This window comes from Sandaracinobacteroides sp., assembly GCF_057137845.1.
In genome coordinates this window covers 1-15,008 of sequence record NZ_DBNHFX010000195.1, presented here as the reverse complement: position 1 = coordinate 15,008, position 15,008 = coordinate 1, and the positions used below count along the sequence as shown (strand labels likewise).

The 15,008-nt window shown below is 67.3% G+C and carries 13 protein-coding genes and 1 pseudogene; 8 read left to right on the top strand and 6 right to left on the bottom strand.

Annotated elements, in window-relative coordinates; all coding sequences use genetic code 11:
- The 3 genes and pseudogenes from AC16JP_RS10970 to tpiA form a co-directional block, all read right to left on the bottom strand.
- Positions 1 to 484: pseudogene (locus tag AC16JP_RS10970) on the bottom strand (anthranilate phosphoribosyltransferase); the annotation flags it as partial.
- A complete protein-coding gene (locus tag AC16JP_RS10965) occupies positions 481 to 1,086 on the bottom strand; it encodes an anthranilate synthase component II (RefSeq protein WP_484340653.1) in 606 nt (201 codons plus the stop codon). The gene AC16JP_RS10965 and the pseudogene AC16JP_RS10970, both read right to left, overlap by 4 nt.
- Positions 1,083 to 1,793, bottom strand: coding sequence for a triose-phosphate isomerase (gene tpiA / locus AC16JP_RS10960; protein ID WP_484340652.1), 711 nt, complete (start codon positions 1,791 to 1,793; stop codon positions 1,083 to 1,085). Before tpiA ends, AC16JP_RS10965 begins: the two co-directional genes overlap by 4 nt.
- A 109-nt stretch (positions 1,794 to 1,902) precedes the next feature.
- On the opposite strand from tpiA, the gene AC16JP_RS10955 reads away from it, so the two are divergent.
- On the top strand, positions 1,903 to 3,297 hold the full coding sequence (locus AC16JP_RS10955) for a M48 family metalloprotease (RefSeq protein WP_484340651.1): 1,395 nt from the start codon (positions 1,903 to 1,905) through the stop codon (positions 3,295 to 3,297).
- Positions 3,287 to 4,120, top strand: coding sequence for a DsbA family protein (locus tag AC16JP_RS10950; protein ID WP_484340650.1), 834 nt, complete (start codon positions 3,287 to 3,289; stop codon positions 4,118 to 4,120). The genes AC16JP_RS10955 and AC16JP_RS10950 overlap by 11 nt, the downstream gene beginning before the upstream one ends.
- A gap of 16 nt (positions 4,121 to 4,136) precedes the next feature.
- On the opposite strand, the gene AC16JP_RS10945 is transcribed toward AC16JP_RS10950, so the two are convergent.
- Together AC16JP_RS10945 and AC16JP_RS10940 are read right to left on the bottom strand one after the other, a co-directional pair.
- Positions 4,137 to 4,901, bottom strand: coding sequence for a M48 family metallopeptidase (locus AC16JP_RS10945; protein ID WP_484340649.1), 765 nt, complete (start codon positions 4,899 to 4,901; stop codon positions 4,137 to 4,139).
- Positions 4,898 to 6,217, bottom strand: coding sequence for an AmpG family muropeptide MFS transporter (locus AC16JP_RS10940; RefSeq protein WP_484340648.1), 1,320 nt, complete (start codon positions 6,215 to 6,217; stop codon positions 4,898 to 4,900). Before AC16JP_RS10940 ends, AC16JP_RS10945 begins: the two co-directional genes overlap by 4 nt.
- Before the next feature lie 76 nt (positions 6,218 to 6,293).
- Here AC16JP_RS10940 and AC16JP_RS10935 point away from each other — a divergent pair, with 76 nt between their 5' ends.
- The 6 genes from AC16JP_RS10935 to AC16JP_RS10910 all read left to right on the top strand — a co-directional run bounded on the left by AC16JP_RS10935 (position 6,294) and on the right by AC16JP_RS10910 (position 14,700).
- Positions 6,294 to 7,454, top strand: coding sequence for an aromatic ring-hydroxylating oxygenase subunit alpha (locus AC16JP_RS10935; RefSeq protein WP_484340647.1), 1,161 nt, complete (start codon positions 6,294 to 6,296; stop codon positions 7,452 to 7,454).
- A 116-nt stretch (positions 7,455 to 7,570) separates the two neighbouring features.
- Entirely contained in the window at positions 7,571 to 8,062 is a 492-nt protein-coding gene (locus tag AC16JP_RS10930) for a MarR family winged helix-turn-helix transcriptional regulator (protein WP_484340646.1), read from the top strand.
- The gene (locus AC16JP_RS10925; RefSeq protein WP_484340645.1) at positions 8,059 to 9,498 is read left to right on the top strand and encodes an efflux transporter outer membrane subunit; all 1,440 of its coding nucleotides are present in this window, start codon (positions 8,059 to 8,061) and stop codon (positions 9,496 to 9,498) included. Before AC16JP_RS10930 ends, AC16JP_RS10925 begins: the two co-directional genes overlap by 4 nt.
- Positions 9,495 to 10,655: an EmrA/EmrK family multidrug efflux transporter periplasmic adaptor subunit gene (locus AC16JP_RS10920; protein ID WP_484340644.1), complete on the top strand. Its 1,161-nt coding sequence runs from the start codon at positions 9,495 to 9,497 to the stop codon at positions 10,653 to 10,655. The genes AC16JP_RS10925 and AC16JP_RS10920 overlap by 4 nt, the downstream gene beginning before the upstream one ends.
- Before the next feature lie 54 nt (positions 10,656 to 10,709).
- Positions 10,710 to 12,269 carry a DHA2 family efflux MFS transporter permease subunit gene (locus tag AC16JP_RS10915; protein WP_484340643.1) on the top strand — a complete coding sequence of 520 codons (1,560 nt, stop codon included), beginning with the start codon at positions 10,710 to 10,712 and terminating at the stop codon, positions 12,267 to 12,269.
- An 82-nt stretch (positions 12,270 to 12,351) separates the two neighbouring features.
- Positions 12,352 to 14,700 (top strand): arylsulfatase, encoded by a 2,349-nt coding sequence (locus AC16JP_RS10910; RefSeq protein ID WP_484340642.1) that lies wholly within the window; start codon positions 12,352 to 12,354, stop codon positions 14,698 to 14,700.
- Positions 14,701 to 14,751: 51 nt separating this feature from the next.
- On the opposite strand, the gene AC16JP_RS10905 is transcribed toward AC16JP_RS10910, so the two are convergent.
- Positions 14,752 to 15,008, bottom strand: a 257-nt coding sequence (locus AC16JP_RS10905) for a VOC family protein (RefSeq protein WP_484340641.1), incomplete at its 5' end; no start/stop codon positions are given.

Here is a 15,008-nt window from a genome sequence, read left to right as displayed (position 1 = left end):
CAACGCGCGCCAGCGCCGGGTGGTGGCGCTGGGCGAACACGAACGTCATGCCGGTTTCGAAAAGGCAGGCCTCTACCCGGTCGAGCGGCAGATCGCTTTTCCAGCCCAGAGCTTCCAGCACATCGGCTGCACCCGAACGCGACGAGGCACTGCGGTTGCCGTGCTTGGCCACCGGCACCCCGCAGGCAGCAACGACAAAGGTGGTCGACGTGGAAATGTTCAGGCTGTGCGCCCCGTCGCTGCCGGTGCCGCACAGGTCGATCACCCCTTCAGGGGCGGCGATCGGCAGCATCAGCCGCCGCAGCACGCTGGCGGCAGCCGCCAGTTCGTCGGCGGTTTCGCCACGTTCGGCCAGCGCCACCAGAAAGGCGGCAATATCGCTGTCGGCCACATCGCCGGTGATGATGGCGTCGAAGGCTTCGGCCGCCGCCTCGCGGTCGAGCGGTTTCGCCGGATCGGGCAGCCGGTGCAAACTGCGGCTCATGCGTGCAGGCCTTCCGGGCTTCGGTGCGCGATGCCGGCAATATCGAGGAAATTCGCCAGCAGCGCATGGCCATGTTCCGTCGCGATCGATTCGGGGTGGAACTGCACGCCGTGCAGCGGCAGTTCGCGGTGGGCGAGGCCCATGATCAGCCCGTCATCCGACCATGCAGTGATTTCCAGCGTGTCGGGCAGGCCGTCGCGCTCGACAATCAGGCTGTGGTAGCGGGTCGCCGTGAACGGCGACGGCAGGCCCTGGAACACCGAACTTCCGCCGTGCTGCACCGGGCTGGTCTTGCCGTGCATCAAGGTCGGCGCCCTGACCACCCGCCCGCCGAACGCCTGCCCGAGCGACTGATGCCCGAGGCAGACCCCCAGCAAAGGCATCCGCGCATCGGCCGCCGCCGCAATAAGGTCGAGGCAGATGCCCGCATCGTCCGGGGTGCACGGCCCCGGCGACAGCAGGATCGCCTGCGGCTGCCGCGCCAAGGCCTCGGAGGCGGTCAGCGCATCGTTACGGGCCACCGTCACCTCGGCGCCCAGTTGCTGAAGATATTGCACCAGATTGAAGGTGAAACTGTCGTAGTTGTCGATGACGAGGATCATGCCGGCGCGCCTGCCGCAATCCCCAGAAAATCTGCGGCCTTCAGACTGGCGCCGCCGACCAGCGCCCCGTCGACATGCGGCACCGACAGCAGTTCGGCCGCGTTTGCCGGCTTCACCGACCCGCCGTACAGAATGCGCCTGCCCGGTGCGCGGGCAGCGATCGCCGCATGCACTTCGGCCACCTGCCCGACCGTCGGCGTGCGGCCGGTGCCGATCGCCCAGACCGGCTCATAGGCGATGACGAGATTCGTGACTTCGGGTGGCACCGAACCATCGAGCTGCGCCGCGATCACATCGAGCGTCCGGCCGGCATCGCGTTCCACCAGCGTTTCCCCGACGCAGACGATCGGCACCAGCCCGGCGCGCACCGCTGCCAGCGCCTTCGCGTGCACGATTGCATTGCCCTCGGCGTGGTCGGCGCGGCGCTCGGAATGGCCGACGATCACATGCGTCGCCCCCGAATCGGCCAGCATTTCCGCCGATATGTCGCCGGTGTGCGCACCCGCTGCCACTGCATGGCAATCCTGTGCGCCGATGCCGACATGGGTTCCGCGCGCCCGTTCGGCAAAAGCCGCAAGCAGCGTCGCCGGCGGGCACAGCAGCAGTTCGACACCAGCGGGCGCAGGGACCGCAAGCAGCGCATCCAGTTGGGCGATGTCAGACCTGAGGCCGTTCATCTTCCAGTTGCCGGCAATGAGCTTCGTCACAGTAGGATCCCCGTCCGTTCAGGCGATGGAAAGCCGACCCTCTAGACAGGAGGGGGACTAATGGGCAACCCGCCGTCATGCGATTGCTGGCGGCCCCGACAGGACAAGGATGAACCGGACGCGCATTCCGACCGCCTTGCTGGCGCTTCTTGCCTTCGTGCTGGTGCAGGCATGGAGCACGCCCGCCCGCGCCCAGTCGCTGCTGCGCGACGCCGAAACCGAGCAATTGTTCCGCGATCTGGGCGACCCGCTGATGAAGGCAGCCGGTCTCGATCCGCGCGCGGTCAGCATTTCGCTGGTCGGCTCGGACGAGATCAACGCCTTCGCGACACTGGGGCAAGGCGTCTATTTCTATTCCGGCCTGCTGATCGCGGCAAAGGATGTCCGCGAGGTGCAGGGCGTGCTGGCGCACGAACTGGGGCATGTGGCGGGCGGCCACGCCGTCCGCTTCAACGAGGGGGCAGCGCCTGCAACCAGCATCACCCTGTTGTCGCTGGTGGTGGGCGCGGCGCTGATGGCGGCGGGCGCGGGCGATGCGGGCATGGCTGCGATGATGGCCGGGCAGCAGGCGGCACTTGGCAAGTTCCTTGCCTTCAGCCGCGAACAGGAAAGCCGCGCCGATCAGGCTGGCGCCCGCTATCTTGCCGCAACCGGCGTCGACGGCACCGGCATGATCAGCTTCTTCCGCCAGCTTCAGGGGCAGGAATATCGCCTCGCGATCCCGCAGGACAACAGCTACAACCGCACCCACCCGCTGTCCGGGGAAAGGATCACCGCGCTCGAAGGCGTGCTGAAAGACTCGCCGTCGTGGAACAAGGGCGCCGATCCGGTGTTGCAGGCCCGCTATCAGCGGGTGCGCGCCAAGCTGATCGGCTATCTGTCGGATCCGAAAGACACGCTGAAGGCCTATCCGCTGACCGACACCAGCCCGCCCGCTCGGGTGGCGCGGGCCTACGCCTTTCACAAGATGGCCGAGCCCGACAAGGCGATCGCCGAACTGGATGCGCTGCTGAAGACACAGCCTGCCGACCCCTATCTCCTGGAAATGAAGGGGCAGGTGCTGCTGGAATCGGGCCGGGTCGATGAAGCGATCCCGCCGCTCAGGAAGGCCGTGGAACTGACGGGGGGCAATCCGCTGATCGCCGGCACCTTGGGGCATGCGCTGGTGCTGACGGGCGAACGCAACCGCAGCCCGGCAACCCTCGACGAGGCCGAGAAGGTGTTGCGCACAGCCCTTGCCCGCGACAACGACAACCCCTTCGCCTGGCTGCAACTGGAAACCGTTTACGAACGCAAGGGCGACCAGCCCCGGCTGGCGCTGGCGACCGCCGAGCGGCTGACCCTGTCGGGCGGCGACCCGCGCGCTGCACTGAACGCGGCGATGACGGCTGTGCAGGGCCTGCCCGCCGACACGCCCGAGTGGACACGCGCGCAGGACATCGTGCAGGTGTCGAAGAACCGGGTCGAGGATTCGAAGAAGAAAAAGGGCCGTGATGAGCGCTGACCAACCGTTGCCGACCGAAGCCGCCGACAACCCCGCGCCGCCAGTCACGGCAGGCGCATGGAGCGCGCTGCGGCAGGGCGCGGTCGCCCACTGGACGTGGTGGGCGGGCGGCCTCGGCCTCGGGCTTTTGATCGCGCTTGCCGGCACCTTCGTCGTGCAGCAGCGCGCCGCGCCCGCGCCCGGCAGCCGCGCCGAAATGGAAGCGCTGGTGCGGGAAACCATCCTTGCCAATCCGGAAATCATTCCGGAAGCCATCAACCGCCTGCAACAGCGCGAGGTAGAGAAGCTGCTGGCCAGCAACCGCAAGGCGATCGAAACGCCGTTCGCCGGCGCATGGGCAGGCGCCAAAGATGGCGACGTCGTGCTGGTCGAGTTCTTCGATTACAACTGCCCCTATTGCCGAAAATCCTCGGCCGACGTCGAACGCCTCCTGCGCGAGGACAGCAGGCTGAAGGTGGTGTTCCGCGATTTCCCGGTGCTAGGCCCCGAGAGCGAGCGTTTCGCGCTGGCCAGCCTGTCGGCGGCGGAACAGGGGCGATATGGGAAATTCTACGCCAGCGTGTTCGGCGGGCAGGGCGCGCTCAGCCAGGAACGCCTGATCGCCAGCGTGCGCGGCGCCGGTCTCGATGAAGGCAAGGTTGCAGCCGACCTCGATTCGAAGGCGATCCGTGGCGAAGTCCAGAAGAATCTGGAACTGGGCCGCGCGCTGGGGCTGACCGGCACGCCAAGCTATGTGATCGGCAACCAGATCCTTTCGGGCGCGGTCGGCCATGATACGCTGAAAAAGGCCATCGAGGACGCCCGCGCCGCAAAACCTGCCTGAGTTCAGGCCGGTTCGGTCAAGCGCGAGCGCCGTAGCGCATCAGTTGCGGCCCATGCGCGCGAAGCCATGCGCGCGCTTCGTCGTGCGGGCGGCCGAGCAGCGTGGTCGCGGTCTGCCAGAAGCGCGGGCTGTGATCATGGTCGCTGAGGTGCGCCACTTCGTGCGCCACGACCGCTTCGCGCACATGCGGCGGCGCCAGCAGCAACCGCCAGCTATAGGCGATGCGCCCGTCCGAAGAACAACTGCCCCAGCGACTGCGGAACTCGCCCACCTGCACCCGCCGCACGTCGTGGCCGATCGTGGCCGCAAGCGCGCGGGTTTCCGGCTCCAGCAGCGCCAGCGCCTCGGCCGTCAGCCAGCGCTTCACCCGCCCGGCATAAAGGTCTCCGTCGCCGGGAACCAGCAGCAGGTCCGCTTCGCGGCGGACATGGCGGCCGCTGCCGCTTGCCAGTTGCAGTTCGGTTCCGGCAACCGGCAGTACCACCCCCGGACGGAACGGAATGGCCGGCGGCAGGCGTTCGGCAACCTGCCGGGCGATCCAGCCGCGATGCTCGTCGAGGAAGGCCATTGCCCGCCGGTGGCCGGTGCCCGGCGGCAGCGTCAGCCTGACGGTGCGGGTAGCCGAACAGAGGCGGATCGACATGCGCCGCGCGCGCGGATGGATGCTGGCGCGCAGCGGCAACTGCTCGCCGCCCGGAAGCAGGACCATCTGCGGCAGGGCCGGCGCGGTGCGCCCGCTTTGCGCCACTGCCGCCCCCAGCGCGCGCAGCACCCCGATCACGGTTCGCTGCCGGCCGCAGTTTCCGGCGCTGGCGGCACGCGCCGCATCAGCAAGTAGAATAGGGCGATACCGGGCAAGGCCAGAACGGCGGTCAGCAGATAGAAGTCCACGAAGCCCAGCGCCTCGATCATCGCCCCGGCCGTGGTGCCCTGCACGAAGCGGCCCAGAATCGACGCCATCGCCGACAACAGCGCGAACTGCGTTGCCGTGAACCGCAGATCGCAAAGCCAGCTCAGATAGGCGACGACGGCGACACCGCCGACGCCGCTGGCGAAATTCTCGAAGCCGATCGCCACCGCCAGCGCCCAGTTCACCGGCCCCATCGTTGCAAGCCAGGCAAAGCCGAGGTTGGATATCGCCATCAGCACCAGGCCAAGCATGACGGCACGCATCATGCCGAGCCGGGCATAGACGATGCCGCCGGCGAAGATACCGACCAGCGTCGCAACCAGCCCGAAGCCGACATCGTAGGCGGCGATCGCATCCTTGGAAAAGCCGAGGTCGGCCAGCATCAGCCTCAGCGAAAGGTTCGCCAGCGTATCCCCGAGCTTGTGAATGACGACGAACAGCAGCACCAGCCACGCATTGGGGCGGCGAAGGAAATCCGCCAGCGGATCGACGAACGCCGACCGGATGCGCGCGAAAACAGGCGCCGGCTTTTCCGCCTGCAACACCGCCAGCCGGCGCACCGGTTCCCCCAGCAGCAGACCGGCCAGCACCGCAGGCACCGCGAACAGCGCCGCCGCCGCATAGGCCGCGCCCCAGCCCATCCGCCCCGCAACCAGCAGCGCCACGGCGCCCGCCCCGGCGGATCCCAGCCGCCAGCCATATTGGCTCATGCCGGAACCGGCGCCCAACTGTTCGGGCGTCAGGCTGTCGATGCGGTAGGCGTCGATGATCACATCGAAGGTGGCGCCGAAAAAGGCGACGGCAAGCGCCGCAATCACCATCTGCCGCATGTCTCTCAGTGGATCGACCTGCCCCAGCCACATGATCGCCGCCAGCGTTGCAAAGGCGATCAGGAACAGCCACGCCCGGCGCTGGCCCAGCAGGCCCGCCAGCACCGGCAGCCGCACGCGATCGACGAACGGCGCCCACAGGAACTTGAAATTATAAAGCAGGAACGTCAGCGCAAAGGCGGTGACGGTTTTCTTGTCGATGCCCGATTCCGCAAGCCTCGTGGTCAAGGTCGAGGCGATCATGGCGAATGGTGCGCCCGACGACAGCCCCAGCAGCAACGCGCCCAGCGGCGCTTTCTGAAGATAGGGGCGAAGGGCCTCCCCCCAGCCGCGACGCGCCGCTCGTTGATCCTGCATGCCCCGTTCCTGCCCGCTTTTTCCCTGAAAGAAAACAGCGGTTGCGAAGCGCCACCCGCAAATCCATGCTGTGCAGGTGAATGCGGCCAGCCCCTCCCGGCGTCCGGCGCCGACAGACGCGCAGCTTGCCCTTGCCGCACGCTGCCGCGACACCCCGCCACCAACGGATTTCATTCGTTCGACGATCGACGCCAGCGTCTATCTGGCATCCGAACGCTTCGCCGCCGAACAGCAACTGCTGTTCGCAAGGCACCCCGTCGTCCTCGGCCCGTCGGCGATGCTGCCCCAGCCGGGCACATGGGCGACGCACGATGGCTTCGGCGCGCCGCTGCTGCTGGCGCGCGGCAACGACGGCCACTTACGCATCTTCCTGAACGCCTGCCGCCACCGGGGCACCCGCCTCCTCGATGCGGCGGAACCGGTTCGCGCGCCTGTGGTCGTCTGCCCCTATCATGCCTGGTCCTATGCGGCAGACGGCAGCCTGCGCGGGCTGCCGCGCGCCGAAACCTTTCCCGGCCTCGACCGCCAGACCATGGGGCTGGCGGAAGTGCCATCGGCCGAAGCCGGCGGCCTGATCTGGGCCGCGCCGCATCGCCCGCCGCAGCCCGATTTTTCGTTTGCAACCGGCCCGCTCGGCGCCGATTTCGATGCGCTCGGCCTTGGCGGCATGCACCTCCATGCGCGCAACACCCACCGGGTGCGGGCGAACTGGAAGCTTGTCATGGATGCGTTCCTCGAAAGCTACCATGTCCAGCGGCTGCACCAGAATTCGATCGCGCGGTTTTTCCGCGACGGCGTCGCCGCTGCCGACAAGATCGGCCCGCATGCGCGATCGGCGGTGGTGCGGGTCGGCGGTCTCGATGGTGTGGACTTTGCCGACTGGGCTGCACTGCGCCGGGTCGTCACCTATGCCTATCAGTTGTTCCCGGCGACGGTGGTGATCGCCAGCCCCGACTATGTGAACCTGATGGTGGTGATGCCGCAGGCCGTCGATGAAACGCTGGTCGAGGATTTCATGTTGATCCCCGAGAAACCCGCCACCCCCGAAGCCGAAGCGCATTGGCGCCGAAGCTGGGAACTGCTGGACGGACAGGTATTCGGAACCGAGGATTTCGGCGCCGCCGAAGCCGGGCAGAAGGGGCTGGCCTCCGGCGCGGTGCCGGTCTTGGAACTGGGCGGGCTGGAACAGGGCATTCGCAATTTCCACGACACGCTGGAACGCTATCTGATCGCCTGACCGGCCAGCCATGCGCGCAGTGCATGGAACGGATGCCGTGTGCGACGGGGATTTTGCTTGAAATCACGCGCACACAGGAATAGCTGCTTCGGCAGTAATTGCTCCGGCACATAATCATGAACCAGAACTACACGATCGATCTCCTCGCGCCGCGCCGCTCGCTTGGCTATCTGGTGCACCGCGCCAGCAAGCTGTCGATGGCATCCGCACATGCAGCGTTTGCCGATGCCGAAATCAGCTTCACCCAGTGGATCATGCTGGCACTGCTGCTGAACGGCACCGCGACGACCGCCGCCGAGCTTTCCCGCCACATGGGCCACAACAGCGGCGCCATGACCCGGCTCGTCGACCAGTTGCAGGAAAAGGGCCTCGTCTGCCGCAGGCCGATGCAGGGCGACCGCCGCGCAACAAGGCTGGAGATCACCGCCACCGGCCGCGAAACCGTAGCCGTGCTTGCGGCGCGCGTGCAGGGCCTGTGGAACCGGATCCTCGACGGCTTCACCGCAGAGCAGGTCGCGGACCTCATCTCGACGCTGGCGCTGATCGTCGGCCGGCTTGAAGCCATGACCGGCCTGGACGTCATCGCCGGGCAGGGAGACAGCGAATGAAGCCTGAACGCCACCTGCCTGCCCTGCTGCTGGCCTCGTCGCTGGCGCTGACGGCCTGCACCGCGCCCGACGCCAAACCAAAGGTTGCGCCGCTTGCCGCAACTGCGGTCGGGCTGGGGGCCGCTCCGGCGCCCGCCGTATCCGAAAGCTGGTGGAAGGCGCTCGGCGACAGCCAGCTCGACCGAATCGTCGGCGATGCGCTGGCCGCCAACCCCGATCTCGATGCCGCACTCGCGCGCATTCACATGGCCGAGGCCACGGTTTCCGGCGCGCAATCGGTGCTGGCGCCGCAGCTTTCGGCCGGGGGCGACACGCAGGTCCAGCGACTGAGCGGCGCCTACACCATCCCGCCGCCCTATGGCGGCAGCGTGCGCAGCATCGGCAACGCGCAGGCGAATTTCGGCTGGACGCTGGATTTCTGGGGCCGACAGGCCGACGCTATCCGGCAGGCGCGGGCGGGCGTCGACGCAAGCCTGCTCGACCGAGAGGCCGCGCGGCAGGCACTCGCGGCAGGCGTCGTCCAGACCTATGTCGAACTGTCGCGCGCCGAACGGCTGATCGAAGTCGCCGATGCCGCCGTAACCCGGCAGGACGAGTTGCTGAAGCTGGCCAGACTGCGGCGCGACAGCAGGCTTGCCAGCGATATCGACGTGCGCAGCGCCGAAACGCTGGCAACGGCCGCGCGCCAGCAGGCACTGCGCGCCAGAGAGCAACGCGAAGCAGTGGTGCATGCGCTGGCGCAACTGGCGGGCCGGGGCGCCGACTATTATGCGGGGATCGGGCAGACGGCGCTGCAACCGGGCGATGCGCTGGCGCTGCCCGCCGCCCTGCCCGCCGATCTGCTGGCGCGCCGCCCCGACATTCTGGCGGCGAAGGCGCGCATCACGGCGGCGACCGCCGGGCAGCAGGTTGCCGCCAAGGCCTATTACCCGAACATCAACCTGACGGGGCTGGTGGGCTTGCAGGCGCTCGGCCTCGACAACCTGTTCACCGGCCGTGCCTTTACCTCGGGCGCGGGGGCGGCGCTGCACCTGCCGATCTTCGACGGCGGCCGGATTCGCGCCGAATATGCCGGTGCAGGCGCCAGCCTCGATGCAGCGATCGCCGGCTATAACGGCGCAGTGCTGGCCGCCGTCCGCGAAGCCGCCGACGCGCTGACCGGCATCCGCCGCCTCGACGCCGATATCGAAGCACAGCACCGGGTGGAAAGCGGCCTCGCCGACCTTCGCCGCATGGACGACAGCCGTGTCGCGGCAGGTCTTGGCGCGCGTTCCGATCTGATCGGCGCCGAACTCCGCCTGCTCGACGCCCGCCAGCAGGCAGCAAATCTGCAGGCCGACCGGGTGATCGCCCGCGTCCGCCTGATGGCCGCGATCGGGGGTGGCTTCGCCGCCGGTGTCGAGGCCGCCAATACCGAGACAAGGACCAGCCGATGACCGAAGCAGAAACCACCAGCCCCGAGAGCGGGAAGCCACAGGCACGGCGCAAGCTCCTCATGCTGCTCGGCATTCTGGTCGTCGTTGGCGTCATCGCCTATGCGCTGTGGCGCACGTTCCTGATGCAGCCCAGCGAACAGACCGACGACGCCTATGTGAACGGCCACATGATAACGGTGACCGCCCGCGACCCCGGAACCGTGGTCGCCCTCTATGCCGACGACACCGAACGCGTGCGCGCAGGCCAGCCGCTGGTCGATCTGGACCCGGCGACGGCCGACGCCAATGTCGCGGCAGCGGCGGCGGAACTCGGCCGTGCGGTGCGCGGCGTCCGCGCCGGACTGTCGCAGGTCGACAGCGGCTCTGCCGCCATCGCCCAGGCCGAAATCAATCTGGCGCGGGCCGAAGGCGACCTTGCCCGCCGCAGGCAGGCAGCGGCAGGCGGCGCCGTATCCGGCGAAGACGTCGCCCACGCGACCGACGCAGTGAAGGCGGCAACCGCGGCGCTGCAAGTGGCGCGCGGCAACCTCGCGACGGCCGAAGCGCAGGTGCAGGGCACCGGCGTCCGCAACAACCCGGCCGTACAGGCCGCAATCGCCAACTACCGGCTGGCGGCGATCCAGCGCAGCCACATGCACATCGTCGCGCCCGTCGCTGGCACGGTAGCAAGGCGCGCAGTGCAGATCGGCCAGAAGATCGCGCCCGGCGCGCCGCTGATGGCGGTGGTGCCGCTCGAACAGGTCTGGGTCGATGCCAATTTCCGCGAAACCCAGCTTGCCGGCATCCGGGTCGGCCAGCCAGTGCAGATCACGACCGATATTTATGGCTCGGACGTGGTTTTTCACGGCCGGGTGATCGGCATGAGCGCCGGAAGCGGCAACGCCTTTGCGCTGCTGCCGCCGCAGAACGCCACCGGCAACTGGATCAAGATCGTGCAGCGGGTGCCGGTGCGGATCGCGCTCGACCCGAAGGAACTGCGTGAACGGCCGCTGCTCGTCGGGCTGTCGGTCATCGCGCGGGTCGATACGTCGGATCGTTCCGGCACGCCGTTCGGCCGCCAGGCGGGCAAGGCGATCGTCACCCAGCCCGCCACCGACCCCGACGTCGAAGCGGACATCAGCCGCATCATCGCCGCCAACGCAGGCAGGCAGCGGTGAGCGCCGCCAACCTGGACCAGCGGCAGTGAGCGCCGCCAATCTGGACCAGCGGCAGTGAGCACTGCCGCAGCCACCGGCGGCGAGGACGGCCCGGCGCCGTTGCGCGGCACGGCGCTGGCGATCACCGCGTTCGCACTGGCGCTCGGCACCTTCATGCAGGTGCTCGACGGCACCGTCGCCAACGTGTCGCTGCCTACGATCGCCGGCAACCTCGGCGCCAGCACCTCGCAGGGAACATGGGTGGTCACATCCTTCGCGGTAGCGAACGGTGTCACCGTGCCGCTGACCGGCTGGCTGATGGGTCGGTTCGGTGTGGTTCGCACCTTCGTCGCCTCGGTCACAGCCTTCACCATCGCCTCGCTGCTGTGCGGGTTGGCGTGGAATCTGGAATCGCTGGTGTTTTTCCGCGTGCTGCAAGGCGCTGTTTCCGGGCCGATGATCCCCGGCAGCCAGGCGCTGCTGATCGCGATCTTTCCGCCGCACCGCCGGTCGACCGCGCTTGGCATCTGGTCGATGACGACGCTGATCGGGCCGATCGCCGGGCCTATTCTGGGCGGCTATATTTCCGATAACTACCACTGGAGCTGGATCTTCCTGATCAACGTGCCGGTGGGCATCTTCTGTGCCACCATGTGCTGGCGCGGGCTGCACAAGCATGAAACGCCGACGCGGATGCTGCCGATCGACACGGTGGGCGTCGCCCTGCTGGTGCTGTGGGTCGGCGCGCTGCAATTCGTGCTGGATCAGGGCAAAGACCTCGACTGGTTCCACTCGACGGAAATCGTCGTGCTGTCGATCGTCGCCGGTGTGCTGTTCCTCGCCTGGCTGATCTGGGAACTGACCGACGAGCACCCCGCAGTCGATCTCAGGCTGTTCCGCAACCGCAACTTTCTGGTTGGAACCATCGCCTTCTGCTTCGCCTATGCGGTGTTCTTCGCCAACGTCCTGCTGATGCCGCTGTGGATGCAGACGCAGCTTGGCTATACCGCCACATGGTCGGGGCTGATCGCCGCGCCAAGCGGCATGGTGGCGATCGTGCTGACACCGTTCATGGCGCGCCTCACCAACAAGATGGACGCGCGGCTGCTGGCGTCGCTGGCGCTGGTTGCATTTGCGGTTTCCTATTACATGCGCTCGCAGTTCACCACCAACTACGACTTCGAGACCTACATGCTGCCGATGCTGGTGCAGGGAATGGGCATGAGCTGCTTCTTCCTGGCGCTGCTGACGGTGCAACTGGATGGCATTCCCGCCGCCGACATCCCGGCCGCAACCGGCATCTCGAACTTCGCCCGCATCACCATGGGCGCGTTCGCGGCGTCGGCCACCACCACCATGTGGGACCGGCGCCAAGCCCTGCACCAAAGCCGGCTTGCCGATCAGTTCACCGCCTTTTCCCCCAACTATCAGGCCGTGACCGAGATGCTTGGGAAGGCGGGGCTGGATGCAACGCAGGCGGCGGCCGTCATCACCCAGCAGATCACCCGTCAGGCCTATATGCTGGCGGCCAACGACCTGTTCCGCGTGTCGGCGTGGGTGGCGCTGGCGATGACGACGCTGATCTGGTTTGCCCGCCGCCCGGCAACGCAGTCGGCGCCCGTCGCCGCCGAATAGAAACCAGCAAAGCCCACAGGTTGCGCCGGGGGGCCGATCCCCTATCCTCCCCGCCCGAGGACGAGGAACCGGGGAGAGATCGATGACGAACCCACGCGTCGTGCGCGGCTGGCTGATGTCAGGCGTTGCGATACTGATGGCGGCCGCACCGGCCCTGGCACAGGAAGCGCCGATCCCGGTCAGCCTGTCGGCGTTTCCGGCCATTCCGCAGGCGCCTAAGGGGGCGCCGAACGTGGTCGTCATCCTGACCGACGATGTCGGCTTCGCGGCCAGCAGCACCTTCGGCGGGCCGATCCCGACGCCTATCTTCGACCAGTTGGCCGAGCGCGGCTTGCGCTTCAACCGCTTCCACACCACCGCGCTTTGTTCGCCGACCCGCGCCGCGCTGCTGACGGGGCGCAACCACCACGCGGTGAACACAGGCGTCATCAGCGAACTGGCGACCGGCAGGCCGGGCTATACCGGCGTCATCCCGGACGATGCCATCACCTTCGGGCAGGTGCTGAAAGACAATGGCTATGTAACCGCCTTCATCGGCAAGAACCACAACACCCCCGATTGGGAATCCGGCCCCGCAGGCCCGTTCACCCGCTGGCCCAACGGCTTCGGCTTCGATTATTTCTTCGGCTTCAACGGCGGCGAAACCAACCAGTGGGCGCCGGCGCTGGTGGAAAACCGCAACATCATCGAACCGCCGTCCGATGATCCGAACTACATCCTCGACCGCGATCTCGCCGACCGCACCATCGACTGGCTGCGCCAGCAGCAGTCGGTTGCGCCGGCGAAGCCGTTCCTCGTCTATTATGCGCCCGGCACCGCGCATGGTCCGCACCATGCCCCGCGCGAATGGATCGACCGCTTCAAGGGCCAGTTCGATCAGGGCTGGGACCGCATGCGCGAGGAAAGCTACGCCCGCCAGAAAAAGCAGGGCGTGATCCCGGCCGATGCCAGACTGACGCCGCGTCCGCCGGGGGTTCCAGCCTGGAACACGCTCTCGGCAGACCAGAAGCGGCTCTATGCACGGATGATGGAGGTGTATGCGGGCGCGCTATCGCATGCCGACAACCAGATCGGCCGCGTCATCGACGAGATCCGCCGGCAGGGCAAGCTGGACAACACCCTGATCATCTACATTCAGGGCGACAATGGCGCAAGCGCCGAGGGCGGCCTGAATGGCACCACCAACGAGATCGCGGCGCTTGGCGGCAACTTCGAGCCGTTCGACTATACGCTCTCGAAGATCGACACGCTGGGCGGGCCATTGGCCTTCAACCACTATCCGGTGGGTTGGGCGTGGGCGATGGACACACCGTTCCAGTGGACGAAGCAGATCGCCTCGCACTTCGGCGGAATGCGCAACGGCATGGTGGTTTCCTGGCCGGCCGGCATCAAGGATGTCGGGCAGGTGCGGTCGCAGTTCACCCATGTGATCGACATCGCCCCCACCCTCTATGATGTGATCGGCATCAAGCCCGCCGAAGCCCATAATGGCGTCACGGTCGCCGCGCTCGACGGCAAGAGCTTTGCCGGCGCCTTCGCCTCGAAGACGGCGCCGACACGGGAAGTCCAGTATTTCGAGATGTTCGGCAACCGCGCCATCTATGATCATGGCTGGATCGCCTCGACGACGCCGGGGCGGGTGCCGTGGATGCCGCTGAACGAAGTCGCAGCCAAGGACTTCAAATGGGAGCTGTACGACACCAGCCGCGACTATTCGCAGGCCAATGATCTGGCTGCGAAAAACCCGCAGAAGCTGGCCGAACTCCAGGCCCGCTTCGAGGAAGAAGGCGAACGCAACCATGTGCTGCCGGTGCAATCGGCGTTGCGGATCCGGATTCCGGATTTCAACCGCCCGTCGGCCTTCCGGGGGTTGCAGAACATCCGCCTGTTCCCCAGCGCCACGCGGGTGCCGAACGCGCTGTTCCCCGACATCCGCAGCCGTTCGTGGAAGATCTCGTCCAGCGTCGAGCTGACACAGCCGAACGAGAACGGAGCCGTGCTGACACAGGGCGGCCGGTTCGGCGGCTGGGCGCTGCTGGTGATGAACGGGCGGCCGACATTCGTCTATCGCATGTCCAGCGTGCCTGCCGACCTGTTCCGCCTCGATGCGACGAAGCAACTGGCTCCCGGCCTGCACAGGATCGACGTCGACTTCAATTACGATGGCGGCGGGCTGGGCATGGGCGGCGAACTGGTGATGCGCGCCGACGGCGAGGAAATCGGCCGGATGCGGATGCCGCGCACGCTGGTCAGCTTCTGGCCGCTGGAAGGCGCAACCGTCGGCTGGGACGCGGCAACCCCCGTCATCGAGGATTACCGCGTGCCGTTCCGGCTGCCGGGTGTGAAATACGTCGACATCGAGTTCCCGACCGGCGGCCCGAAACCCACACCGGCCAACACAACACCGGCCAGCACAACACCGGCCCCTTGAGGGGAAACAACAGCGGATGGCCGGGGGCGCCACCCCCCGGCCATCATCGCATCAACGCAGGAACAGCCTGCCCTTGGGGGTGGCAAGCGTCAGGTTCAGGCCGTGGCGATTGCCGCGGATGACCGGCGTTTCGATCCCGATATCGCGATAAAGCTTCGCCAGTTCGTCGGCCCTGGGGTGTGTCACCGTGAACGACTCGATCGTCGCCCCCTTCGGAGAGCTTTCGGAAGGGTGCGGCGTCGACCCCAGCCAGTCGATGAAGAAGGGCAGCGCACCGTCGAACGGCGTGCCCTTGCCGTGCAGAAGCT

Coding starts and splice junctions, on each gene's coding strand:
- AC16JP_RS10965 (WP_484340653.1), bottom strand. CDS start 1,086: ATGATCCTCGTCATCGACAACTACGACAGTTTCACCTTCAATCTGGTG.
- AC16JP_RS10955 (WP_484340651.1), top strand. CDS start 1,903: ATGAACCGGACGCGCATTCCGACCGCCTTGCTGGCGCTTCTTGCCTTC.
- AC16JP_RS10950 (WP_484340650.1), top strand. CDS start 3,287: ATGAGCGCTGACCAACCGTTGCCGACCGAAGCCGCCGACAACCCCGCG.
- AC16JP_RS10940 (WP_484340648.1), bottom strand. CDS start 6,217: ATGCAGGATCAACGAGCGGCGCGTCGCGGCTGGGGGGAGGCCCTTCGC.
- AC16JP_RS10930 (WP_484340646.1), top strand. CDS start 7,571: ATGAACCAGAACTACACGATCGATCTCCTCGCGCCGCGCCGCTCGCTT.
- AC16JP_RS10925 (WP_484340645.1), top strand. CDS start 8,059: ATGAAGCCTGAACGCCACCTGCCTGCCCTGCTGCTGGCCTCGTCGCTG.
- AC16JP_RS10920 (WP_484340644.1), top strand. CDS start 9,495: ATGACCGAAGCAGAAACCACCAGCCCCGAGAGCGGGAAGCCACAGGCA.
- AC16JP_RS10910 (WP_484340642.1), top strand. CDS start 12,352: ATGACGAACCCACGCGTCGTGCGCGGCTGGCTGATGTCAGGCGTTGCG.